General features: G+C 38.3%; 23 protein-coding genes. 14 read left to right on the plus strand and 9 right to left on the minus strand.

The window, feature by feature from the left end; all coding sequences use genetic code 11:
• Positions 1 to 114 precede the first annotated feature (114 nt).
• From DCO44_RS08105 to DCO44_RS08125, 5 genes are all read left to right on the plus strand, one after another.
• Complete coding sequence (locus DCO44_RS08105; protein ID WP_116760807.1) at positions 115 to 1,215, plus strand: alpha/beta fold hydrolase; 1,101 nt, start codon at positions 115 to 117, stop codon at positions 1,213 to 1,215.
• Between the two features lie 10 nt (positions 1,216 to 1,225).
• Positions 1,226 to 2,098 (plus strand): NAD(P)-dependent oxidoreductase, encoded by an 873-nt coding sequence (locus DCO44_RS08110; RefSeq protein WP_116760809.1) that lies wholly within the window; start codon positions 1,226 to 1,228, stop codon positions 2,096 to 2,098.
• A gap of 677 nt (positions 2,099 to 2,775) precedes the next feature.
• Positions 2,776 to 3,045: a YARHG domain-containing protein gene (locus DCO44_RS08115; RefSeq protein WP_016166286.1), complete on the plus strand. Its 270-nt coding sequence runs from the start codon at positions 2,776 to 2,778 to the stop codon at positions 3,043 to 3,045.
• Between the two features lie 44 nt (positions 3,046 to 3,089).
• Positions 3,090 to 3,509 carry an HIT family protein gene (locus DCO44_RS08120; RefSeq protein WP_116760811.1) on the plus strand — a complete coding sequence of 140 codons (420 nt, stop codon included), beginning with the start codon at positions 3,090 to 3,092 and terminating at the stop codon, positions 3,507 to 3,509.
• 252 nt (positions 3,510 to 3,761) lie between these two features.
• A complete protein-coding gene (locus DCO44_RS08125) occupies positions 3,762 to 4,880 on the plus strand; it encodes a porin (protein ID WP_116760813.1) in 1,119 nt (372 codons plus the stop codon).
• 37 nt (positions 4,881 to 4,917) lie between these two features.
• Here DCO44_RS08125 and DCO44_RS08130 read toward each other — a convergent pair whose 3' ends face one another.
• Together DCO44_RS08130 and DCO44_RS08135 are read right to left on the minus strand one after the other, a co-directional pair.
• Positions 4,918 to 6,318 carry a methylenetetrahydrofolate reductase C-terminal domain-containing protein gene (locus DCO44_RS08130; protein ID WP_116760950.1) on the minus strand — a complete coding sequence of 467 codons (1,401 nt, stop codon included), beginning with the start codon at positions 6,316 to 6,318 and terminating at the stop codon, positions 4,918 to 4,920.
• 147 nt (positions 6,319 to 6,465) lie between these two features.
• Positions 6,466 to 6,936: a DUF6231 family protein gene (locus tag DCO44_RS08135; protein ID WP_116760816.1), complete on the minus strand. Its 471-nt coding sequence runs from the start codon at positions 6,934 to 6,936 to the stop codon at positions 6,466 to 6,468.
• A 32-nt stretch (positions 6,937 to 6,968) separates the two neighbouring features.
• On the opposite strand from DCO44_RS08135, the gene DCO44_RS08140 reads away from it, so the two are divergent.
• Positions 6,969 to 7,841: a DUF2797 domain-containing protein gene (locus tag DCO44_RS08140; RefSeq protein WP_116760818.1), complete on the plus strand. Its 873-nt coding sequence runs from the start codon at positions 6,969 to 6,971 to the stop codon at positions 7,839 to 7,841.
• 59 nt (positions 7,842 to 7,900) lie between these two features.
• Here DCO44_RS08140 and DCO44_RS08145 read toward each other — a convergent pair whose 3' ends face one another.
• The 3 genes from DCO44_RS08145 to DCO44_RS08155 all read right to left on the minus strand — a co-directional run bounded on the left by DCO44_RS08145 (position 7,901) and on the right by DCO44_RS08155 (position 10,806).
• Positions 7,901 to 9,769, minus strand: coding sequence for a SurA N-terminal domain-containing protein (locus DCO44_RS08145; RefSeq protein ID WP_116760820.1), 1,869 nt, complete (start codon positions 9,767 to 9,769; stop codon positions 7,901 to 7,903).
• 131 nt (positions 9,770 to 9,900) lie between these two features.
• The gene (locus tag DCO44_RS08150) at positions 9,901 to 10,173 is read right to left on the minus strand and encodes an HU family DNA-binding protein (RefSeq protein WP_004697018.1); all 273 of its coding nucleotides are present in this window, start codon (positions 10,171 to 10,173) and stop codon (positions 9,901 to 9,903) included.
• Positions 10,174 to 10,341: 168 nt separating this feature from the next.
• On the minus strand, positions 10,342 to 10,806 hold the full coding sequence (locus DCO44_RS08155; RefSeq protein WP_116760822.1) for a phasin family protein: 465 nt from the start codon (positions 10,804 to 10,806) through the stop codon (positions 10,342 to 10,344).
• Positions 10,807 to 10,994: 188 nt separating this feature from the next.
• Here DCO44_RS08155 and DCO44_RS08160 point away from each other — a divergent pair, with 188 nt between their 5' ends.
• From DCO44_RS08160 to fdx, 8 genes are all read left to right on the plus strand, one after another.
• Positions 10,995 to 11,642, plus strand: coding sequence for a hypothetical protein (locus DCO44_RS08160; protein WP_116760824.1), 648 nt, complete (start codon positions 10,995 to 10,997; stop codon positions 11,640 to 11,642).
• A 112-nt stretch (positions 11,643 to 11,754) separates the two neighbouring features.
• Positions 11,755 to 12,231, plus strand: coding sequence for an Rrf2 family transcriptional regulator (locus tag DCO44_RS08165; RefSeq protein ID WP_016166295.1), 477 nt, complete (start codon positions 11,755 to 11,757; stop codon positions 12,229 to 12,231).
• Between the two features lies 1 nt (position 12,232).
• Entirely contained in the window at positions 12,233 to 13,450 is a 1,218-nt protein-coding gene (locus DCO44_RS08170) for an IscS subfamily cysteine desulfurase (protein ID WP_116760826.1), read from the plus strand.
• Between the two features lie 101 nt (positions 13,451 to 13,551).
• A complete protein-coding gene (gene iscU / locus DCO44_RS08175) occupies positions 13,552 to 13,938 on the plus strand; it encodes a Fe-S cluster assembly scaffold IscU (protein ID WP_116760828.1) in 387 nt (128 codons plus the stop codon).
• Positions 13,939 to 13,974: 36 nt separating this feature from the next.
• Positions 13,975 to 14,295 (plus strand): iron-sulfur cluster assembly protein IscA, encoded by a 321-nt coding sequence (gene iscA, locus DCO44_RS08180; protein WP_116760830.1) that lies wholly within the window; start codon positions 13,975 to 13,977, stop codon positions 14,293 to 14,295.
• Positions 14,296 to 14,382: 87 nt separating this feature from the next.
• Positions 14,383 to 14,898, plus strand: coding sequence for a Fe-S protein assembly co-chaperone HscB (gene hscB / locus DCO44_RS08185; RefSeq protein ID WP_116760832.1), 516 nt, complete (start codon positions 14,383 to 14,385; stop codon positions 14,896 to 14,898).
• Positions 14,899 to 14,932: 34 nt separating this feature from the next.
• Complete coding sequence (hscA, locus tag DCO44_RS08190) at positions 14,933 to 16,792, plus strand: Fe-S protein assembly chaperone HscA (RefSeq protein WP_116760834.1); 1,860 nt, start codon at positions 14,933 to 14,935, stop codon at positions 16,790 to 16,792.
• Positions 16,793 to 16,806: 14 nt separating this feature from the next.
• On the plus strand, positions 16,807 to 17,145 hold the full coding sequence (gene fdx / locus DCO44_RS08195) for an ISC system 2Fe-2S type ferredoxin (RefSeq protein ID WP_116760836.1): 339 nt from the start codon (positions 16,807 to 16,809) through the stop codon (positions 17,143 to 17,145).
• 92 nt (positions 17,146 to 17,237) lie between these two features.
• Here fdx and DCO44_RS08200 read toward each other — a convergent pair whose 3' ends face one another.
• The 4 genes from DCO44_RS08200 to DCO44_RS08215 form a co-directional block, all read right to left on the minus strand.
• On the minus strand, positions 17,238 to 18,641 hold the full coding sequence (locus DCO44_RS08200; protein WP_116760838.1) for an adenylate/guanylate cyclase domain-containing protein: 1,404 nt from the start codon (positions 18,639 to 18,641) through the stop codon (positions 17,238 to 17,240).
• Between the two features lie 122 nt (positions 18,642 to 18,763).
• The gene (locus DCO44_RS08205; RefSeq protein WP_116760840.1) at positions 18,764 to 19,198 is read right to left on the minus strand and encodes an HIT domain-containing protein; all 435 of its coding nucleotides are present in this window, start codon (positions 19,196 to 19,198) and stop codon (positions 18,764 to 18,766) included.
• A 223-nt stretch (positions 19,199 to 19,421) separates the two neighbouring features.
• Positions 19,422 to 22,880, minus strand: coding sequence for a transcription-repair coupling factor (gene mfd, locus DCO44_RS08210; protein WP_116760842.1), 3,459 nt, complete (start codon positions 22,878 to 22,880; stop codon positions 19,422 to 19,424).
• A gap of 179 nt (positions 22,881 to 23,059) precedes the next feature.
• Positions 23,060 to 23,416 carry a hypothetical protein gene (locus tag DCO44_RS08215; protein ID WP_116760844.1) on the minus strand — a complete coding sequence of 119 codons (357 nt, stop codon included), beginning with the start codon at positions 23,414 to 23,416 and terminating at the stop codon, positions 23,060 to 23,062.
• Between the last annotated feature and the right edge of the window lie 54 nt (positions 23,417 to 23,470).

Consider the following 23,470-nt stretch of genomic DNA (forward strand, 5'->3'; position numbering starts at 1 on the left):
AACTGCCTTTGTGAATAATTGCCAACATTTTGAGCGTCTACGGCATTTCAGGTCAAGGTAAAATATAAAATTATCGTTTAGACTTCGAGCAAATCTTCCAGTAGGTCAATAAATATGCCCGCGACAACAAAACTAAAACAACGGATCGCCAGTCAGAAAATCCAACTTAAAAACTTATCTACACGCGTCTTTAAGCAACATTCACTTATTCTGTCTGAAAGTACACCTTATGAAATTGTCGCACACAATGATTATGCTAAAGTGCGTTACTATCCATCTGTCTCAAAGCGTTATCTAGAACCGCTGGTTTTTGTTGCCCCTTTTGCCATTAATATGGCGATATATGATTTGTTTCCTTATCGGTCTTTAGTAAAGCATTTTCAAAATCAAGGTTTTGATGTGTATTTAGTTGAATGGAAGCAGTTTCGCTTTCGTGACCGACATATTCATTTTCTTACCATCGTTGACTACGCACTCCCTGACTGTATTAACAAGATCCGCAGTCATGCTCAATCTGAGCAAATTTCACTGCATGGCTGGAGTATGGCAGGCATTTTTGTTTTACTTTATAGCGCTTTGCGACAGCCTAATTTTGTAAAAAACTTAATTGTTTTAGGCAGTCCTATTGATAGTTATGCTTCTGGATTCATTGGCAAAGTGAATCAAAATATGTATCGGCTGGTCCAAAAAAATACAACACTCAATCAACTCTTGTTTTCTACCAATATTCCAAAAAAATTTACTCATACATCAGGGCGCTTAAATTCAATTGGTTTTAAAATTCTGGACCCTAAAGGTTGGTATGCAAGTTATAAAACCCTTTTGAACAACTTGGATGATTTGGAAACCATCAGTGAAAATGCCACCATTAGCCAGTTTCTCAATAATATGATTGATTATCCTGGTGGTATTAACCAAGACATGATTTTTAAAATTTGGCTAAAGAATGAACTCAAACACGGGGTTATTCAACTTGAAGATAAACAAATCAAATTAAATTCAATCACTTCATCCTTGTTGATTGGTGCAGGTCAAACCGATCAACTCGTTACTGAAGCTTCAATAAAACCATTATGTGAATTGACAAACAGTCAAGATGTCACGTTTACTCTTATCCCTGGAGGGCATTTGGGCTTAATGTCAAACAAGGCAAGCGCTGAACAATTTTGGCCCAAACTTACTTCGTGGTTAGAACAAAGATCGACAAAGATATAAAGGAAAAATTATGATTCATTCAGTTGCTTTTATCGGTTTAGGTGCTATGGGCTATCGCATGGCAGCTCATCTCCCTAAACATTTTGAAACCGTTTTTGTTTGGAATCGTAATTTTTCCAAAGCCGAACAACATGCAACTGAATATGGAACCCTTGCTGTTTCTTTACAAGATGCAGTTCAGGCAGACATCATTTTTTCTTGCCTTCCAACCAGCCAAGATGTTGAAGCGCTTATTTCTGGATTAGAGTTAAAAGCAGGCAGTATTTGGATTGATTGTACAAGTGGTGTACCAGAGTCCGCTAAAAATCTGGCAGACGCTTTACAGACAAAACAAGTGACTTTCTTAGATGCCCCTGTAAGTGGTCAAACCATTGGAGCTGAAAATGCCACACTAACCATAATGGTAGGTGGTGATGCTGAAGCATTCGAAAAAGCCCTCCCTGCCTTGCAAGCGATTGGAAAACTCATTAAGCATGTGGGTAACTCAGGTGCTGGTTTCGCTGTGAAAGCTGTGAATAACATGCTTCTTGCGGTTAATCTCTGTTCTGTTGCCGAAGGCTTTACCACGTTAAAAGCACATGGTGTAAATTTGGGTGAAGCACTGGATTGCATTAATGCATCCAGTGGTAAAAGTGGAGTGACTGAGACCGTCTTACCCCAACGCGTTTTAAACCGTAGCTTTCCTCTTACCTTCGCTTTGCCATTATTGGCAAAGGATACTGGAATAGCATTAGATTTAGTCCGTGATGCTAAACTTTCAGCACCTGTAATTGCATTGACACAAAGTCTCATACAAGCAGCAAGTGATCTTTCACCTGCAGAAAGTGATTTTTCTAGTGCAGTAAAATTATATGAATCTTGGAGCAAAATTACGTTAGAGTGATTTTTCTATTTAAAATAAATAACTTATACTTATTTTTATTTCATATCGTAAAGTATTTTGGGTTCTCTGGAATGTCTATGAATTTTGAAATTTCACTAGACATTCCAGAGAACCCAATTTTTCATTCTGACTTTATTTCTTCATTGAAATCTCATATTCAAAGAAAGTAATCTAACCCCTTGATCTTACAATAAGCGTTTTATCATAGTGACGAATCTCACTATGAATACATCCAAGCACCTAATTCGTCAATAAAATAATATAGTTACCTTTTACTTCTAATTTATTAATATTACTCAGTTATAAAAATTTTAAATACAAAATTGACTAATTAACCCACTATATTTAAGTCATTTTTGAATTGGACTCGATTTACCAATGAGCATAATAACTTGAATTTCATTGTGACTTTACAGACCCTAAATGACTAAAGAATTTTAGCGCAATCAATTTACAAATAACGCAACATGCCGTAGAACGACTAGATACAATTGCAACAAAAAATTAGCCCTTTGTTATCAATTTAACTTTACAAAACTATTGATACATATAAATTTTATCTATCATGTTAAACAGAATTACGTTAGAGTAATTTATTGCCATTGAAGATGACAAATTAAACCCAATATTGTAATAAGTATTAAACATACACTGTTACAAACCATGAGGAAACTCTTATGAGTAAGTTGCTTATTGCTTGTCTTGCTGGTCTATCTACCCTTATTGGTGCAAATACTTTGGCTGCAACGCCAGAGCAAGAGTGTCAAAAACTCAAAAATGATCATGATGTGATCTATGCATCTAAAGGTTTCTGTTTTAAAGACCCTGAAGCAAAAGCAAAGTTTGGTAATGACAACTGCTATACCACCAAACCGAAATTTTCAGACAAAGAACAGCAACGTCTTGACGAAATCAAAGCTCGTCAGAAAGAATTAAATTGTAAATAACAACTAAATTACCTCCTTAAATGGAGACTGTTAAAGGAATAATTATGGCTTACGATGATCAAAATATTTTTGCAAGAATCCTACGTGGAGAGCTTCCTGCAATCAAAGTGTATGAAGATGATCAGGTTCTTGCTTTTATGGATATCATGCCGCAAGCTGAAGGACACACCCTAGTCATTCCTAAAACTCCAGCAGTAAACTTGCTCGATCTTCCAGCCGAAACTGCTGCTTACACCATTCAGGTCACACAAAAAATTGCACGTGCAATGGAACAAGCGCTTGGCGTAGATGGCATTATCTTAATGCAATTAAGTGGAGCTGCTGCTGGACAAACTGTTCCGCACATCCATTTCCACCTCATTCCGACCAATGTTCATCAGTTAGGCAAACATGCTGCACAAATGGGCGATCAAGAAAAGATTAAAGCTCAAGCTGAAAAAATTAAAGCTGCGTTAGAATCATAATTTGATTATCTAAGCAACAAATGGAGCCTTTCGGCTCCATTTTTTTATCTTAAGTAAAAAAGCAAAATAAAACTGAGCGTTATCCAATCACACCTCGTCATCAAACTGTCATTTATTTTTCACTTTGCTGTCACATAGTTTACAGATACTGCATAGCAAGTTGGTGAGCTATGTAACGAATTGTACAGAAGCGAGCTGAAAATAAGAGTTTGTAGGCCCTTGCCATAAAAATCGTGTTTTGGAGAAATCTCAATGAAAAAATTGCTACTTGCTGCAGCAGTCACAACTTTAAGCTTAAACGCAGCACAGGCAGCGCCAACATTGTACGGTAAACTGAATGTATCGATCGACAATGTTGATAACAAAAGTTTTGATGGTAAGAGTGATGTCACTGAAATCAACTCAAATGCTTCACGCATCGGCATCAAAGGCGAAGAAAAATTAACAGAAAAGTTATCTGCAATCTATTTAGCAGAATGGGCAATCGCAACTGATGGTTCTGGTTCTGATACAGACCTTAGTGCGCGTAACCGCTTCATCGGTTTAAAAACTGATGGTATCGGCGCGCTAAAAGTAGGTAAATTTGACTCTTACTTCAAAACTGCTGCTGGCAATAATCAAGATATCTTCAATGACCACACAATTTTAGATATCACCAACACCATGTATGGTGAAGAACGTTCAAACAACGTCGTTGGTTTTGAATCTGACCCTAAATTACTTGCTGGCTTATCATTCAATGTAATGTTCCAACAAGGTGAAAGTTCTTCTAGTGTAACAACTGGTTCAACAGGTAATAATGATAAACGTGACGGTTTTGGTGATGCTGTTTCAGCTTCAATCAACTATGAAAATAAAGATTTAGGTCTAGCACTAGCAGTTGCTGGTAACTCAGGTATCCAAGGCAAATACAATGCTTACAGCTTAAAAGATATTTACTCTGATGCTTACCGTGTGACAGGTTCTTATGATTTCAGCACTATTGGTCTTAAAGGTCTTGTACTAGGTGGCTTATGGCAACATGCTGAACCTAAAGATGACTTAACTGCTTATAACACTGGTAAAACAGATGCGACAACTGGTGCTGCAATTACTGCAAACTACAAAGGCTTAGAAGAAGACTCTTGGATTACAGCAGTTACTTACAAAATCGGCAACACACCTTTTGCTGTAAAAGGACAATACCAATCAGCAAAAACTGCACGTGATGGTCACGACGATCGTACGATTGACCAGTATGGTATTGGTTTAGACTACAAAATTAACAAACAAGCACGTTTCTACGGCATCGTAGCACAACAAAAACGCGATTGGTTAAGTGATGACGACAAACGCACTGTAATCGGAACAGGTATGGAATATAACTTCTAATCCTGATCGCTTTAAAAAACACGCTTCGGCGTGTTTTTTATATAGGGTTAAACCAATTTACCCAAGAACTCGTGCCTCGCGACTCAATTGAAACAGTATCAATCATGCGCTTTTTAAGCACATCAATTTGATTCACTTGCTGTGCTAAACGTGCTTTTATCGAATGAATACACTCTCGATCTCCAAACTCACAACGATCTAAAGTTGTGCCTCCACATGGCCCATTTGCTAAGCCTTTAGGACAAGTTTCAGGACAGATATATAAAGTATCTGCAAGGCGACACTGACCACAACTTTCACAGCCTACGACACCATGTTTGGACAAGTATTCAGACTTTATAAGTAATTTATTGGCAAAATGACCAGACCAAAGCTTAGGATTAAAAAATTTGCTTCCTACGTTCCGCGCAATCTTGGAGTCAAACATTGAGTCATGCATAAATTGCATACTTTTATACTTGAGCACCTGTTCCGTAGATGGTTTTTTTTGAAACACATCAGGCTTAGACTTAAGTTCATCCCCCGACTTCAATTGATGCAGTTCATTCCATATCCGCATGCACTGATCAAAACTAAAATCCTGAAAACGCTCAAGCGCCTGTTCTAATTTTTTTTGCTCTTCGGGCTTATGACAGGCGGATAAGTGCACTCCAGCAAATCCCCAAGAACGGCAAATTAAAATCTGCAAAGCACAACGTGCGTAAACATTCTGTTCTGCAATGGCAGCATCTACACTCTGCTCCCGTTTAAGCAACTGTAAAAGATGCGGAGTCAAAACAATGCCTGCAACTTTTTGCTTGACCATAAATTCTGCACGCGCTGCTGTTAATGGCATTACACAAGCAAACAAATCCACCTGTGAATGCTGATTTTCTAAATATTGCTTCGCTTCCTTTAATGCATCCAAATCAAAGCCTAACTGAGTGACAACATAGTCTGCCCCTGCCAGCACTTTTTTATCCAATTTATAATATTGGGCATCATGCTCAGCTTTTGCATATTTAAAGGGATTCAGCGCCACCCCAACTTTTATTTGAGGCGCAAGCTTTTTGGCCTGCATCACAGCATTCACGGATTCCAAATAACGTGTCCGTGGAAAATTTATATCCTGACCATTTTGATGATGCTTTAATTTATCACCTGTCAGTAACAATACATTCGAATATCCTTGTTCCTGTATCGCTTGAATAAATTCATTAAAATCTGCTATGTCTCGCCCTTTACCAGAAAAATGTAAAATTTTCGGGATCTCAGCCGCATAATTTTGAGCAATTACTAATGGCTCTGGATCATCATCACTACGCACACGATCAGCAATCGTCATGGTCACTGGATAGCCAGCTATGCACGATGGGACAGGTTGTGTGTGCTTGGTCGGCAAATATTCTAGAAAAATAGAAAAAGGCTGATTTTGCAAGGAATCAGTAAGTAAAGGCATCATATAAGGAAGATGTGTGACAAATGTCAAAAAAGGAAAGCAGCTTATTATAAAAGATGAAAATTCTCATTGGCAAAATAAATAATGAGCTTGTGCAAACTTAAAAAGCACAAGCCCATTTTTACAATTGTTTCCCGAACTGAAAAATTACCAACGAAATTTATTCCAGTTTTCAGGATTCGCCCAGTATTTAGAGTTAAACCAATCTGGGACATGTTTGTAGTTTAGAATATTGAATTGCCAGATTGCCAGATTATGACCCTGCGCTGACTTTTCAATGAGTTGGGTAAAACCAAGTGAACGCATTAATTTATGATCTTGCTCATTCGTGACCACAACCAACTTTTTCGCCATTAAATCACGCAACCTGACTAAAAATTGTGCTTTGGTCGTATCTGATAAACTGCTCATCTCTAGATTATCGAGTACAACAAAACCCAAATCATAACGTTGCGTAAAAGGCAGACTTAGAAACTCAGTTACGTTAAAATAAGTCCAACGAATTGATTGATTCTGGTCATATTGTTCTAAATTTTGACCAATACACAATGCAGTTTGAATAGGCTGTTCCTGAGATAAATCGTCTAGCATAGAAGTGATGACATTCTGTTCAGCCATAACTGCATCCTTATTATTTGAGTGAGCTTTTCATGGAACTACAAGGCATTTGTCATAAAATGCATGCAGGTCTCAAGGACCTTAGTGTAACTGATCAACAGACTCGCAAGGCAAATGTTGAATATAAATTTATTCTAGATCGTGCAGAAATTAAGCTTCCATTCAGTTTAGGTCAAGAAATTGAGTTGGAGTGGACTGGAAATATTTACTGTGTTTCTTGCGACAGCAAAACACCGAAGTCTTATTCTCAAGGGCATTGTTTTAAATGTTTTAAAACCAAAGCATCTTGCGACATGTGCATTATGAAACCAGAAACCTGCCACTATCATCTAGGTACATGCCGTGAAGATAGTTTCGCGCATGAAGTCTGTTTTCAACCCCATATTGTATATTTGGCCAATTCTAGCGCTTTAAAAGTAGGAATCACTCGACTTGGACAAATGCCAACACGTTGGTTGGACCAAGGTGCTACTCAGGCTATTCCAATTATGAAAGTGGGTTCTCGTCGCTTATCTGGTCAACTCGAAATCATGTTTGGAACTCAAGTTGCTGATAAAACTGACTGGCGCAAACTTCTTAAAGGTGAAGCTGAACCTGTCAACTTACTTGAAGTACGTGAGCAATTGATTGAAGAATTTTCACCTAAAATTCAAACCATACGAGATGAATTTAGCCAGAATCTTGAATTCAATGAAACTGTTGAATTGCTTGAAAATGAACAGCCTCGTGAGTTTATTTATCCTGTCGAACACTATCCTGAAAAGATTAAGTCGCACAATTTGGATAAAACCCCAATCATTCGCGGCAAGCTGCAAGGGATTAAAGGACAATATTTACTGCTCGATACAGGTGTGATTAACATCCGTAAATATACGGGCTATGAGATTATTCTTCGCGCTGAATAATTTCATAATTTAATAGCCATAAAAAAACCAGCCTAGGCTGGTTTTTTTATTACCGTATTTTATTTAATCTTCGCTTGGCTTTTTAAATATTGAGTGTAGTCATCAAGCTCTTGCTGACCACGAAGTTGTTGATAAAGCTTCGCCAACTCAGTCAACTGCTCTGGTGCTAAAGCATTTGCAGCAGTCTTATTCACATTAGAAATTGCAACCACAACAAACTCATTTGGTAAAGAAGCAGTTGTTACTGACCACATACCAGCTTTAGGTGCAGGAACACTAAATGCCGCACGTTCAATCTGACGTTTTAAACCTTGTGAGCGGGTAAACACACCTGCATCTTCAAAACTTAATTGATTTTTAGCCAGAACCGTTGCAGCTGGTTGAGTTTTAAACTCATCCAATGCTTTTTGAATTTTTGCTTTAGCCGCAGCCGTAGCCTTCAACTCAATCAATTTTGCTTTCACGCGCGCGCTTGCTTCAGCTAAAGTTTGTTCACCAGCTGCATGATAATCACGTACTTTTACCCAAACAACATCACCATTCGCTAATTGGATGTTACTTGAAGCATTACGATCACCATTTTTTACATCATCATTAAAGAGTTTAGCTTTTACATTTGCTTCACTTAAAACTGGATGCTGCATGCCTAAAGTTAAACCTTTAATTGATTGAACCTGCACACCTTTAACTTCTTGAGCTACAGTATCGAGTGCATCGCTACCCACCACCATTTCATTCAAGCTATTTACAGTATCAGAGAATGCATTCGCCGTTTTCGCCTTTTGCACTTCAGCAATTAAACGCGGCTTTTCAGCTTCAAAAGATGGCAATTTCATTGCAGGCGCTTCAGCAGAAATAATGTGATAACCATATTGGGTTTTCACTGGCGCTGAAACCTGACCTGATTTTAGTGACGCAACAGCTTTATCAAATGCATCTCCAAATACACCTTTATCATAGACAGCAAGAACCCCACCTTTTGATTTTGAGTCAGTGTCATCAGAATACTTTTGAGCAGCATCAGCAAAACTCATACCCGCTTTAATTTGTGCAGCCACACTATCAGCTAATTTCTTCGCATCAGCATCTGAGCGCGAATCAGCCGTAATAAGAATATGCTTCACTGAAGGCTTAACTGTAGACTTCTGTGATTCAACAAATTTTGCATAAGCTTGTTGTAATTCTGCATCCGTAGCTTGAGCATTTACCGCAGGTAAGTTTGCTGGGCTGAGCACCACAAAATCAACATCAACACTTGCAACTTGTCTAAATGCATTTTTATGCTTGTTATAATAATCGGAAACTTCTTGCTGGCTAACTTGAATGCCTTTTTTATAATCATCAAGTTTGATACTTGCCAAATGAATCGTACGTTGCTCAGTTTGTAAATTCGCAATTTGCTGAATATCAACCTTACTCACCAAGGCATAATCCATCACCATTGATGTCATCATCTTCAATGCATGATCTTGGCGTAAATTTTCAATCAATACCTGGCTCGTTAAACCCACTGATTTTAAATAATTCGCATAAAGCGCTTCAGAAAACTTGCCATTTTCTTGTAAGCTTGGTTGTTGTGCAATCATTTGCTCAATTTGAGCATCGCTCAATGAAATGCCTAATTTTTCTGCTTGTTGTAATAATAAGTTACGAGCAATCAATGACTCTAAAGCTTTATCTTTAATAAAAGACTGATTCAACAAAGTTTCATCACCATTTACATAAGATAAGTATTGCTGACTATACGACTTCGTCGCGTTTTCCAGCTCTTTATTGCTGATTTCTTGCCCATTCACTGTTTTTGCAGTGTCCTTAGAACTACCACTACTAAAATATCCTTCAATACCTACAAGTGCTAAAGGGGTCAAAAACAAAATGAGCAAAACTTTGCCCAACCAGCCCTTAATAACTTTACGAAAAGATTCCATAAGTATTCCAATATTTTATTTGTGCCGCATTTTACCCGAAAACCTGATATGAATGAATGCGTTTAGCCATCAAATCAGCATTATTAATAAAAAACGCGCCAAGGAGGCGCGTTTGGTAAATCATTAAAAGATTAAGCTACAGAATCTTTTAAACCTTTACCTGCTTTAAAGCTAGGAACTTTGCTGGCTTTAATTTCAAGAGTCGCACCAGTTTGTGGATTACGACCTGTACGTGCAGCACGTTCTTTTACATTAAAAGTACCGAAGCCCACAAGTGTAACTGTATCACCTGATTTAAGCGCTTCTGTGATTGAAGCAATTGTCGCGTCTAAGGCTTTACCTGCATCAGTCTTAGACAATCCCCCTTTTTCTGCAATTGCATCAATTAATTCTGATTTATTCATGAAGATGAAGTCCTCTAATATCGTTTATTTAAGGTTCAAGGATATAGTTTAAATTACCATAACGCCTTTATAGCAATGCTTTAGGGGAGAACGCAATACTCCTCTTAAGCTTTTCTATAAATTTAATCGTAAATTAGACTGGAAAAAATAGGAAACTCTCTAAATCTGTCACTTTTTTTCAATTTTTGCTTTCAATTGTTCATTTTCTAGAATTAACGCATCTACTTTGCTATGTAGTTGTAAAATCAAATTTTCCAAATGTTGAATATCTTTCACTGTAACCAAACCAATTCGATTTAGCGAATGATGCACACTGTGATCAATTAATTTTTCCACCTTATCTTTAGTATCAACAACAGACTCTTTGGCTTTCTCAGAAACCTTTTCTACTGTCTGATCTGCAATTTCTGTTGTTTTTGACTCAAGTTCCTCTCCAACTTTGACCAAAGAGTCAAATAATTTATTTCCTTCTTCTTCGGCACGTGAAAATGCCCCCAAACCTGCCAACCAAATTTGTTTTGTATATTTTCTAAAATCCAAACCTGACTTTGAGCGCTGCCTTAAGGCTATTTTATTCGCTGTTTCCGTAGGAATTCCAAAATCATCTTCGTCTTTTTTTGTCGTTTTATTCATTCAAGCCACTCCTGCCTATTTTATGTCCTGTTCAACACTGTATTTATATAAATAGACTCATCATAGCAAACTTAACACTTGATCGATTCGCAAAACTGTTCTACAAAGCAGGTTTAATATGCAATTAATTTCAGTCCTCAAACACATACAATGAGATAGGACTTTTTTACCCGCAAGGATTAGGTTTTATGAGCGATTCGCAACAAAGACAAAATCAACCACATTTGTTGCTGACAACATCCATGATTGTTTTAGAAACGATTTTTACTTTTGTGGTTAAGCGTGATGCTGTGGTTGCACTTCAAGCCAAAAAATTCGTAGATCAAAAAATCGCAATTAAAATGAATAGCTACGTCCCTTATTTCGACTTTTATGTCCAATTTAACGAACATGGTATTTTGTTTGACACGAAGGCACCTGAAAAAGCAGTAGATCTAGATGTTAGAACTACGCTAATGGATTTAATTAAGATATTTATCTTTGCCAACAGACGCAGCATTAAAACCATGCGTATAGATGGTGACATTACACTTAAAGATGAATTTCGCGATTTAGTACTACTTTTCAGTGCACCTAAAGTACTAGCCGACTGGAAACAATGGTTTTTAGAGCCTGTTGACGAAGAAAATATTACATCGTCAAATAAACGGGTTGCCCCACTCTTAGAAAAGATTGATCAGCAACGTTCTAAAATCAACTCGCTCCAAGTTGAAGTAAAACAATATAAAAATCGCATACGTCGCTTAGAACAAAAACAAAAGCGCATTAACATTGCTTTTTTTGTAATCACAGTACTCCTGATTAGTTTATTTGTGTATAATATTTGGCTTCCATAAATCACTATTTTTATTATTAATTAAAAGAAAAGAATTGGTCTTAAAAAAACTTGACTATTTTAGTCAGGATTCATAGAATCTACACATCTAGTCTAAACATGTGTATCGAATCATGCGCTTAACAACTCGCGGTCGCTACGCGGTGACTGCTCTACTTGATCTAGCTTTGCAGCCTACTGAACAAACGATCACACTAGCCGAAATTGCAGCTCGCCAAACTATTTCCGTTGCATATCTTGAACAACTTTTTGCCAAGTTAAAACGCCATGGATTAGTTTCTAGTGTTCGTGGTGCGAATGGTGGTTATCACCTAGCTCGCAGCGCTGAAGATATCACTGTGTTAGAAATTATTGAAGCTGTAAATGAAACTGTAGATGCAACACGTTGTGACCACAAAGGCAACTGTCAAAATGGTGCAATGTGTTTAACACATGATTTATGGCAAGAACTCTCTCACCACATTGCCGATTATCTCGCTAAAATCACACTTGCTGATCTTGTAGCTCGTGACAACGTACAAACCGTTGCTATTCGTCAAAACACAGCATCTTTTGATTCAGCCCTTTTATCGGTTACAGGTAGTATTTGAAATGAAACGTCCGATTTATCTTGATTACGCAGCAACCACCCCTGTAGACCCTCAAGTTGCAGAACGCATGATGGAATGTTTAACTTTCGATGGTACTTTTGGTAATGCGGCTTCACGTTCTCATGCATACGGTTGGCAAGCTGAAGAAAAAGTTGAATATGCACGTGAACAAGTTGCGAATTTAATCAAAGCAGATCCTCGCGAAATCGTTTGGACTTCTGGTGCAACTGAGTCTGACAACCTAGCATTAAAAGGTGTAGCTCAATTTTATGCTTCTAAAGGTAAGCATATCATCACCAGTAAAATCGAACACAAAGCAATTTTAGACACTTGCCGCGAACTAGAAGCTGAAGGTTTTGAAATTACTTATCTTGAACCATTACCACAAACAGGTTTAATTACCCCTGAAATGGTACAAGAAGCGATTCGTCCAGATACCATCCTTGTTTCACTGATGATGGTGAACAATGAAATTGGCAGCGTGACTGATGTTGCTGCTATTGGTGAAATTACTCGCGCTAACAAGATTTTCTTCCACGTTGATGCTGCTCAAGCTGCGGGTAAAGTTGAAATTGATTTGTCTACCTTAAAAGTAGATTTAATGAGTTTCTCGGCACACAAAATTTATGGCCCTAAAGGCATCGGCGCATTGTTTGTTCGTCGTAGCCCTCGTGTACGCCTAAAAGCACAAATGCATGGTGGTGGTCATGAGCGTGGTATGCGTTCTGGTACTTTACCAACACACCAAATTGTAGGTATGGGTGAAGCATTTGAACTTGCAGGCAAAAACTTGGTTGCAGAACAAACTCGCTTACGTGTGTTGCGTGACAAACTTTGGAATGGCTTACAAGATCTTGAACAAGTATTCCTTAATGGTCACCCAACTCAAAACGTTGCTAACTATTTAAATGTGAGCTTCAATTTTGTTGAAGGTGAATCATTAATGATGTCACTCAAAGATGCTGCGGTTTCTTCGGGTTCTGCATGTACATCTGCAACTTTAGAACCATCTTATGTACTTCGTGCATTAGGTCTTTCTGATGAGTTGGCTCACAGTTCAATTCGCTTCAGCTTTGGTAAATACACCACAGAAGAAGATATTGATCATGTGTTAAGCGTGACCCGAGCTGCTGTTGATAAGTTACGTGAACTGTCTCCGCTTTGGGATATGTATAAAGAAGGTATCGATCTTTCTACAGTCGAATGGGCTGAACACTAATTCTACTCTTTCAATGAGATCATCTCGCATGATCTCATTGATTAAACCGAATTCAACCCCATATTAATATTAACGCTGACCCCGAGGTTTGGAGAAGCATCATGGCATATAGTGAAAAAGTAATTGATCATTACGAAAACCCCCGTAATGTTGGTGTTTTAGATAAAAACGCTGAAAATGTTGGTACTGGTATGGTTGGCGCGCCAGCTTGTGGCGACGTTATGCGTCTTCAAATCCAAGTTAACGACGAAGGTGTAATTGAAGAAGCTCGCTTTAAAACTTATGGTTGCGGTTCTGCAATTGCATCAAGTTCTTTAGTGACTGAATGGTTAAAAGGTAAAACCTTAGACCAAGCTCAAGCCATCAAAAACATTGATATTGCAACTGAGCTTGCACTTCCACCAGTAAAAGTTCACTGCTCTGTACTTGCAGAAGATGCAATTAAAGCTGCTGTCGAAGACTATCGCAACAAGCAAGCCAAAGCTTAATTGTTTCAAAATCAGTGAAAGAATAATGGAGTTTTCATGATCAATTTAACTGAAAATGCTGCAACTCATATCAGCAATTACTTAAAGAATCGCGGTAAGGGTGAAGGTATTCGCGTTGGTGTGAAAACTTCTGGCTGTTCAGGCTTAGCATATGTACTCGAATTCGTTGATGAAGTTGATACACATGATGAAATGTTTGTACAGTTCGGTGTTAAAGTCTTTGTAGATCCGAAAAGCCTAGTCTATCTCGATGGTATGGAAATGGACTATGTTAAAAATGGTCTGAACGAAGGCTTCGAATTTAACAACCCGAATAAAAAAGGTGAATGTGGTTGCGGTGAATCTTTCACTGTTTAACCTCCCATTACCCTCTTTCTTAAAACAGTGTCTTTACACTGTTTTAATTCTATTTATTTACATGAAATTATTGCGGATCCATCTTCCATGAATCATTTTGAGTTGTTTAACCTCCCAGTAGCGCTCGATATTGATTTAGCAAGTTTAAAAAGTGAATTTTTAAAACTGCAGCAACAATATCACCCTGATAAAGCTGAAGATAAAGATCAAGCCTTGATAAAATCAAGTGAAATCAATCAAGCATTCAAGGTTTTATCTCATGTGGATAGCCGTGCTGGTTATTTGTTAGCGCTCAAAAAACAAGATCATCATTTAGATCAATCGATTAGTGACTTTGAATTTCTTCAATCTGCGTTAGAAATACGTGAGCAACTTGATGAAGCATCTTCAACGGAAGATCTCAGCTCGCTTAAAAAAGAAGTTTTTCAATGGATTGATGGTTTAGTTCGAGAATTCAAAATCGATTACACAGATGAAGATTGGTCCGAAGCACGTGACACCGTCAGGAAATTACGTTTCTTTCAAAAAGTCATGCTTGACATAGACAGGGCTGAAGATCGTTTCTTGGATGATGATAGTTTCGATCTCGATGATGATTTCTAATTTTTTAAATTTTGCTGCTCAAAGGATGTAACGCATGGCACTCTTGCAAATTGCAGAACCGGGGCAATCAAGTGCACCTCATGAACACCGTATCGCGATTGGAATTGACCTAGGCACAACCCACTCTTTAGTCGCAACTGTGCTTTCAGGAAAAGCCAAAGTTCTTAACGATGAACAAGGTCGAGTGTTACTTCCTTCTATCGTTCATTACACTCAACATCAAGCCCAGTATGGCGATGATGCAAAACCGTTTATTACAACAGATCCTAAAAATACCATTGTTTCCGTTAAACGGTTTATGGGACGCTCTAAAGCTGACATCAAATTTCAACACCCCTACACACTTGTGGGTGAAGACCATCAAATGCCAGCTTTCGAAACTGCACAAGGTCGTAAAACTCCTGTTGAAATTTCTGCTGAAATTTTAAAACAACTGAAAGACCGTGCTGAAGAAAGTCTCAAAAATCCAGTCAATGGTGCCGTTATTACTGTTCCAGCTTATTTTGATGAAGCTCAACGCCAAGCAACGCGTGATGCCGCTCAACTGGCTGGTTTAAATGTTCTACGCTTATTGAATGAGCCAACAGCAGCAGCCGTTGCTTATGGCTTAGATCAAGAAACCAATTTAGCAACTGATCGTAACTATGTAATTTACGATCTGGGTGGTGGTACATTTGATGTTTCTATTCTTCGTTTTTCGCAAGGCGTATTCGAAGTTTTAGCAACAGGTGGACATACCGCATTAGGTGGTGATGATCTTGATCGTCTGATTGTGAAATGGGCAAAAAAACAACTAAACATCGAACTTCTTAATGATGCTGAATATGCACATTTTGTTGTGGCAGCACGTAAAGCAAAAGAATCCTTATCAGATGCAAATGAAGTCGAACTCAAACTTCTTGATCAATCATTACAACTTGATCGCCCGACTTTTGAATCGATTATCCAAGTTGCACTTGATAAAACCATCAGCGTTTGTAAACGTGTCATGCGTGATGCTAAATTAGAACTCAATGACATTCAAAACGTGGTTTTAGTGGGTGGTTCTACGCGCTCTTATGCTGTTAAAAAAGCAGTTCAGAGTGTATTCAATCAAGAACCTCTATGCACCATTAACCCTGATGAAGTGGTCGCAATTGGCGCATCTATTACAGCTAACCAATTAATTGGCAACTCAACTGATGGCTCATTACTCTTAGACGTTACCCCGCTTTCACTCGGCTTAGAAACCATGGGTGGCTTAGTTGAACGTCTGATTTCTCGTAATACTGCAATTCCTGTTGCACGTCGTCAAGAATTCACCACCTATCAAGATGGTCAAACCGCCATGTTGATTCACGTGGTACAAGGCGAACGTGATTTGGTCGAACATTGCCGTAGCTTAGGTCGTTTTGTATTGCACGGCATTCCGCCAATGACCGCAGGACAAGCCCGTATTGAAGTGACTTTCCAAGTCGATGCTGATGGTTTACTCACTGTAGCTGCAAAAGAAACTACTTCTGGTGTACACGCACAAATTGATATTAAGCCATCATACGGTTTATCTGAATCAGACACCGAACGACTACTACTTGATGGCTTTAAATATGCTGAAGAAGATAAAAATCTTCGCCACCTTCAAGAAACCAAAGTAGAAGCACAACGCGAACTTGAAGCTTTGATTCAGGCCTTGAAAGTTGATACTCATCTTCTAAGTACTGAACAACTAAATCTGCTGAATACTGCTAAAAGCCAGCTAGAGACTCAACTACAAAGTGATGATATCAAGGCTATTGAACAAGCTATTGAACAGCTTAAAATACACAGTGATAATTTTGCCGCATTACGTATGAATCAACATATTGATGCTGCATTAAAAGGCACTAAACTCGAAGACTGGTCAAACTCAAACTAATTAAGGTAAAGATTATGCCACGTATTAAAGTACTTCCACATGCGCAATTCTGCCCAGAAGGTGCTGAGTTTGAAGTTGAACAAAATGCAAACTTATGTGAAAGCTTGCTCAAGAACAATATCCGAATTGAACATGCCTGTGACATGTCATGTGCATGTACAACTTGCCACGTGATTGTTCGCAAAGGTTTTGATAGTCTTGAAGAAATGAATGATGTTGAAGCTGACTTATTAGACCGTGCTTGGGGCTTAGAACCTGACTCGCGCCTGTCATGTCAAGTTGAAATTGTAGATGAAGATTTAGAAATTGAGATTCCTAAATACACCATCAACCATGCTTCAGAAAATCACTAATCCATTTCTTATGTAAAAAACCACGCATTCGCGTGGTTTTTTATTATTCAACTTTTTATACAAAAATGATATTCATTCAACAGCATCTCAATTTAATGAGTATGTGTATTTTCAATAGGTTGAATCACTTCATCTTCAAGCTTTAGCTTCACAATACCTTTGGAATTGGTTAATTTTTGTTGAGTTTGAATACGCTTAATCATTTTATCCAAAACAGTGATCAATTCAGGATACTCAAAGTTTTGCACTTCATCCAAGTTTAACAATAAATGAAAACCTTTGTATTCATAATCAAACCAACGCTGGTAATCTGTTTTTTGAGAAGTATACTTCTCCATCACCTGCCAAGTTCTCACAGGACCCTGAATCCCTTTCAAATAAATTGGTGATTTAGGCGCACACAAATAATCATTTTTAATCAGGTTATAGGTATCATCAGAAATTAAAATTTCGTCAACTGCTGCGGCACTCTGTAAGCGAGCTGCCAAATTCGCATCCCGACCCACAATCGTATAAGCCATACGATGTGCAGCACCATAATTCCCTACGTGACAATAACCAGTACTGATTCCCATGCGAATATGCAACGGCGGATAACCCATTTTAATCCAACGCTCACGAAGCAACTTCATTTGCTGACGCATAACCATTGCCATTTCTACACAGGTTTTTGCATCTTGTTCTACACCTTGTGTATTTGGATCACCAAAGAAAATTAAAATGGCATCGCCCATGAATTTATCGACAGTGCCTTCATATTGCTTGGCAATTTCAGTCATATGACTTAAGTAATCATTAAGTAAATATGCAAGATCATCTGGAATTAGCGTTTCGGATAGCTCAGTAAAACCCTGAATATCGGAAAAAAAAACTGTCATTTTTTTACGCTTATATTCAATTTTGGCCTCCGACTCTCCTTTCATGATCGATTGCCAAAGCTGTAACGGCGCATAACGACTGAGTTGATTTGCGAACTCCATGTAGCGATTCATCTGATTATAATAATATTCACGCTTGGTATGGATATAGCGAATGCGACGGCTTTGATAAATAATTCCGACACCAAAATAGGTGATTAAACATAAAAATGAAAGAACCGTCAGTTCTGCCGATGTATGTTCGAAATACTCACCAAACCCAAAAATAAAAATATTACCAAAATAAAAAACAGCTACACCAAACACACAAGTGAGCATGGCTGAGAAAAAAGAAACTTTTGTATTTATAGATGAAAATAAAATTGCAAAAATTGCTGTAAAAGTCAGCACCAAACTTAAATGTACTGCCGACAACATAATCGCAATGACAACCACATCAATCGCAAATAGTGTATTGCGCTTGGTATGATAACCAAACTTGAAGTCTAACCAATTCGAAAGTTTAGGAAGAATTAATGCCACAATTCCAAGCAGAATTGGTACATAAATTTGATATTTGGTTTCTGGGGATGTGTAGTGATAAACAACTAAAAGTAGAGATAGCATTGCATATCCCATCACACGATGAAGATATTCAAAATGCTTAGGGTCTCTATCTATCCAATTGCTTAATGATAGCACTACCTACTCCAGAACCCGAATCTAATCACAATTCATCCATAAACAAAGATTTTCTGGGATCAATCCATGCGCCAGTCAAATGGCATATCGCCTTGACCACGTAGAGCAAGCATTAATGTTTGACGCATGTGCGCAAGAACTTCATTGGTATATGGAACTGCTGGTGTGCCCCAAACTGGTTTAGGCCAAGCCACGTCATTTTGATAACGAACAACATGATGGAAATGCAACTGAGGAACCATGTTACCTAATGCTGCAACATTCATTTTATCAGCACGGAATACACGTGCAAGCTGACTAGATAACCAACTTGACTCACGCAAGAACTGCTCTTGATCTGACTGACTCAATTCATACAGCTCAGTTACTCCAGGTACACGTGGAATAAGAATAAGCCAAGGAAACTGCATATCATTCATTAAACGACATGTAGAAAGCGGAAAATCGCCTACAAAAAACGTATCTTGAGCAAGTTGTGGATGCAAACTAAACATATCTTTATAAATGATGGAAAATTAGAATGATGGTTAATACTATCACATCAAACTAGAGCTGAGTATTCTATAAAAGGTGTTTCATTACAAATAAATCACTATTTTATATGATATTGATCACATTTAACACTTTAATAATTTTTCCAAATAAATCAATTGCTTCTTTGGCTATCACTCCAATCTTACTTTTAGAAAGTCAAGCCAAAGAAGCACGCTCTAGAGACTAATTTAACTCTTTAATCAAACTATCAAGTAACTCATTAATAAATTGGATTCTTTTTTGAAAATCTTCCAACATCACCATGATTTTTAGGCGCTGACCACCTTCCATTCTGAAGAAGGTCGGATGTTTTTGCATCATACTGATGATACTCATCGCCTGCACTGGTGTATCTTGTGAAAACTCAATATAGCCACCATTGGTATTAATATCAATTTTAGTAATACCTAGGTGTTCGGCTTTCAGACGCAACTGATGTACAGCAAACAATTGCTTGACAGGTTGTGGTGGAATACCAAAACGATCAATCAATTCCATACGAATATTATCGAGTTTTTCTTGATGATCTGTATTACTAATACGCTTATAGAAGAGAAGTCGTTGATGCACATCCCCCAAATAATCATCTGGAATTAATGCAGGCATATGTAAATTGATCTCAGCCGTTAATGACAACGGTGCATCAAAGTTTGGTGTTTTACCCTTCTGAATGGCTTTGGTCGCTTTTTCAAGCATTTCCATATACAAGCTATAACCAATTGCTTGCATAGAACCACTTTGCTGCTCTCCCAGCAATTCACCCGCACCACGAATTTCAAGATCTTCCGTCGCCAACATGAAACCCGCACCCAAGGTTGCAGCACGTTGAATGGCATCGAGTCTTTTTTCTGCATCACCTTTTAGTCCTTTAATGGAAGGCACCAACAAATAGGCATAAGCTTGGTGATGCGAACGTCCAACACGTCCACGTAATTGATGTAACTGTGCTAATCCCAACTTATCGGCGCGTTCAATTAAAATTGTGTTGGCATTTGGGACATCAATCCCTGTTTCAATAATGGTTGAACAGACCAAGACATTATATTCTTTATGGTAAAACTGCTGCATAACTTGTTCAAGTTCACGCTCTCGCATTTGCCCGTGCGCTACCGCAACGCGTGCTTCGGGCACAAGTTCACGAAGACTTTCCGCCGCTCTTTCGATGGTTTCAACTTCATTATGCAAAAAGTAAACTTGTCCACCGCGCAGCAGTTCACGCAGAATGGCTTCTTTCACTGATTCTGACGTGTGCTCCTGTACAAAAGTTTTTACAGCTAAGCGGCGTGCAGGTGGGGTCGCAATAATTGATAAATCACGCATACCACTAAATGCCATATTCAAAGTCCGCGGAATTGGCGTTGCTGTAAGCGTCAGCATATCCACATCGGCGCGCATTGCTTTAATTCTTTCTTTATCACGTACACCAAAACGATGTTCTTCATCTACAATCATTAGACCGAGATTCTTAAATTGCACATTCTCTTGCAGAATCTTGTGGGTACCCACCACAATATCGACTTTACCCTCAGCCAAATCTTCAATAATTTTGAGATGAGTTTTACTGGAACCAAAGCGGGATAATACTTCTATACGAATTGGCCAATCTGCAAAACGGTCTTTGAATGACTCAAAGTGCTGCTGAGCCAATAAGGTGGTTGGAACCAACACAGCGACTTGCTTATTATTTTGGACTGCTAAAAATGCTGCACGCATAGCAACTTCAGTTTTACCAAAGCCAACATCACCACAGACCAAACGATCCATGGGTTTGGCCAATTGCATATCATGCAGCGTTGCTTCAATGGCATTGGCTTGATCTAAAGTTTCTTCGTATGCGAATCCACTCGCAAATTGCATATATAAGCTTTGATCTAATTCAAAACTGATGCCTGGTTTAGATTGACGACGTGCCTGTATATGTAGCAGTTCTGCTGCCACATCATGAATTTGCTCTAAAGCTTTACGTTTTGCCTTATTCCAAGCATCTGTACCCAATTTATGTAATGGGGCTAAATCAGGATCACCACCACTATATCTACTGATTAAATGTAGATTCGTTACAGGAACATAAACTTTGGCTGCATCGGCATAATCAAGTTGCAAAAACTCATGCTCTTGCTCATCAATACTTAGTGTGATTAAACCTGCATAACGCCCAACCCCATAATCAATATGCACTACAGGTGCACCAATACTCAGTTCAGTCAGACTTTTAATTAAAAACTCTTCTGAAACTTCTTGCTGACGTTTACGTCGGCGCTGTACTACACGATGCTCATAGAGTTGATTTTCTGAAATTACACTCAACTGCCCTCGAACAACCAGACCACGATCAAGTGGCGCGTTGGTAATTGCAATTGCTTGTAAAGATTGCTGAAAATCAGCAAAACTCTCGACACTTGGAATATCCCCTAAAAAAGGTCGCAAGGCATCTTTTAAAGTTTCGCGCCGACCTGCGCTTTCTGCGACGAGTAATACTGGATGAATAACTGCATCTAAATATTGCTTTACAGCAGCAAAAGGCTTTTCTTGCTTAGGGTCAACCGCTAAACGTGGTGGAGTTTCAGTATCTAAATTGATTGCACCTGCACGTTCTTCTATAGCTTCAGTTGATGCAATAACACGAGCAAATTTATTTAATTGCTCTAAAACAACGTTGGGTGAAAGGAATAGCTCTTCTGGTGGCAAGATCGGATGATCAACATTATGACGACGGTCCTCATAACGGCGTAAAACTTCTTTCCAGAAGCTCGATATCCCCTCATCTAAGCCATTATCTGTAATGACAATGCCATTCCGTGGTAAATACGCCATAAGCGTACTTTGACTTTGCATCAAAGACTTATCGAAAAAAAGCGGTAAATAAAACTCTATGCCTGGCGAAGCAATTCCTTCCAGTACATCTTGATAAATTGGATTCTTTTTCGGATTTGCTGTTGGAAAACTTTCAGCATAACGGTCTCTAAATAAAGAACGCGCTTCTTTTAATGGAAATTCTTTTGCAGGGAGTACACTAAATTTTTCTAAGTTTTGCGTGGTACGTTGGGTTTCAGGATCAAAAAATTTTAAACTTTCGATTTCATCATCAAAAAGGTCGATTCGTATTGGTGAATTTTGCCCAGATGCAAAAATATCCATAATACTACCGCGCACAGCAAATTCACCATGATCATATACGGTATCGACCAGATTATAGCCTGCTTGAATCAAGCGCAGTTTTTGCTTTTCAATATCAAATTTTTGTCCAATCTGAATATCAAAATGTTCCCCCAACACCCAAGACGTTGGTGCAACACGCTGTGCCAAGGTCGAGGCGGAAACCAATAATACCCCTTGTTGTGGCATATTAGATAAAATGGCCAAACGTTCCGAAACAATATCCTGATGAGGAGATAAACGGTCGTAAGGTAAGATTTCCCAATCTGGAAAAATAGTTGGCTTTAGCCCATAAAATTCAAGCTCACTTTCCAACTGTGCTAAGTGCTGACTATTCCGTGCAACAAGAATAAAAAGTTGCTGATGTTGTTTTGAGATTTCTTTAAATAATAGTGCAGCGGCTGAACCTTGTAATTGTCCAATCCAGCGTTTGTCACCTGCTTTCAACTTAGACAGATTGAGTTGAGCAATTTCTTGTTCGAACATGTAGATCGCTTTTTAGAGATAAGTCACTTAATTACAATCTTATCATGCAGCTAAAAGTACATAAAATTTTTATGCAGTTATATAGTCACTGAATCCAACATAGCGATGACAACATGCGTGATGATTACATTGAAAAAGCATGCTTGAGGTAGAAAATTATCCTCACTCATATTCGATGACTATTTATCTCGAATAAAATTACGATAGTAATCGTTCAGTTTTTTTACAATGCTTTTAAATTGGAGCAGGTTTTCTTCCGTATTGCCTAAACGTGCGACAAATTTCTGCTGTGTAATTTCCAAATCAATTTTTTCATTAATTAACATAGCTGCGTAATAAAGAGCTTGTAAATCATCAAACTTATTTAAACGACGGTTAGAAAAGTATTCTAGCCGTTCAGACAATTCCTGATTTAGAACAATTTCGTCTACAATATAGCCCTGTTGTGGATTGAACTGAATCGCATGTTCTTGCAGATAAGCCTCTTCCTCTTTTACTTTAGAACTTTTAAATACATCTTTCAGCTTATTTAGCATCTCAGCACACCCCGACAACATTTTGAATGACTATTATATAGTGCAAATACCTGA

The sequence above is a fragment of the Acinetobacter sp. AM genome, from assembly GCF_003105055.1.
GTDB classification, from domain to species: Bacteria; Pseudomonadota; Gammaproteobacteria; order Pseudomonadales; family Moraxellaceae; genus Acinetobacter; species Acinetobacter tibetensis.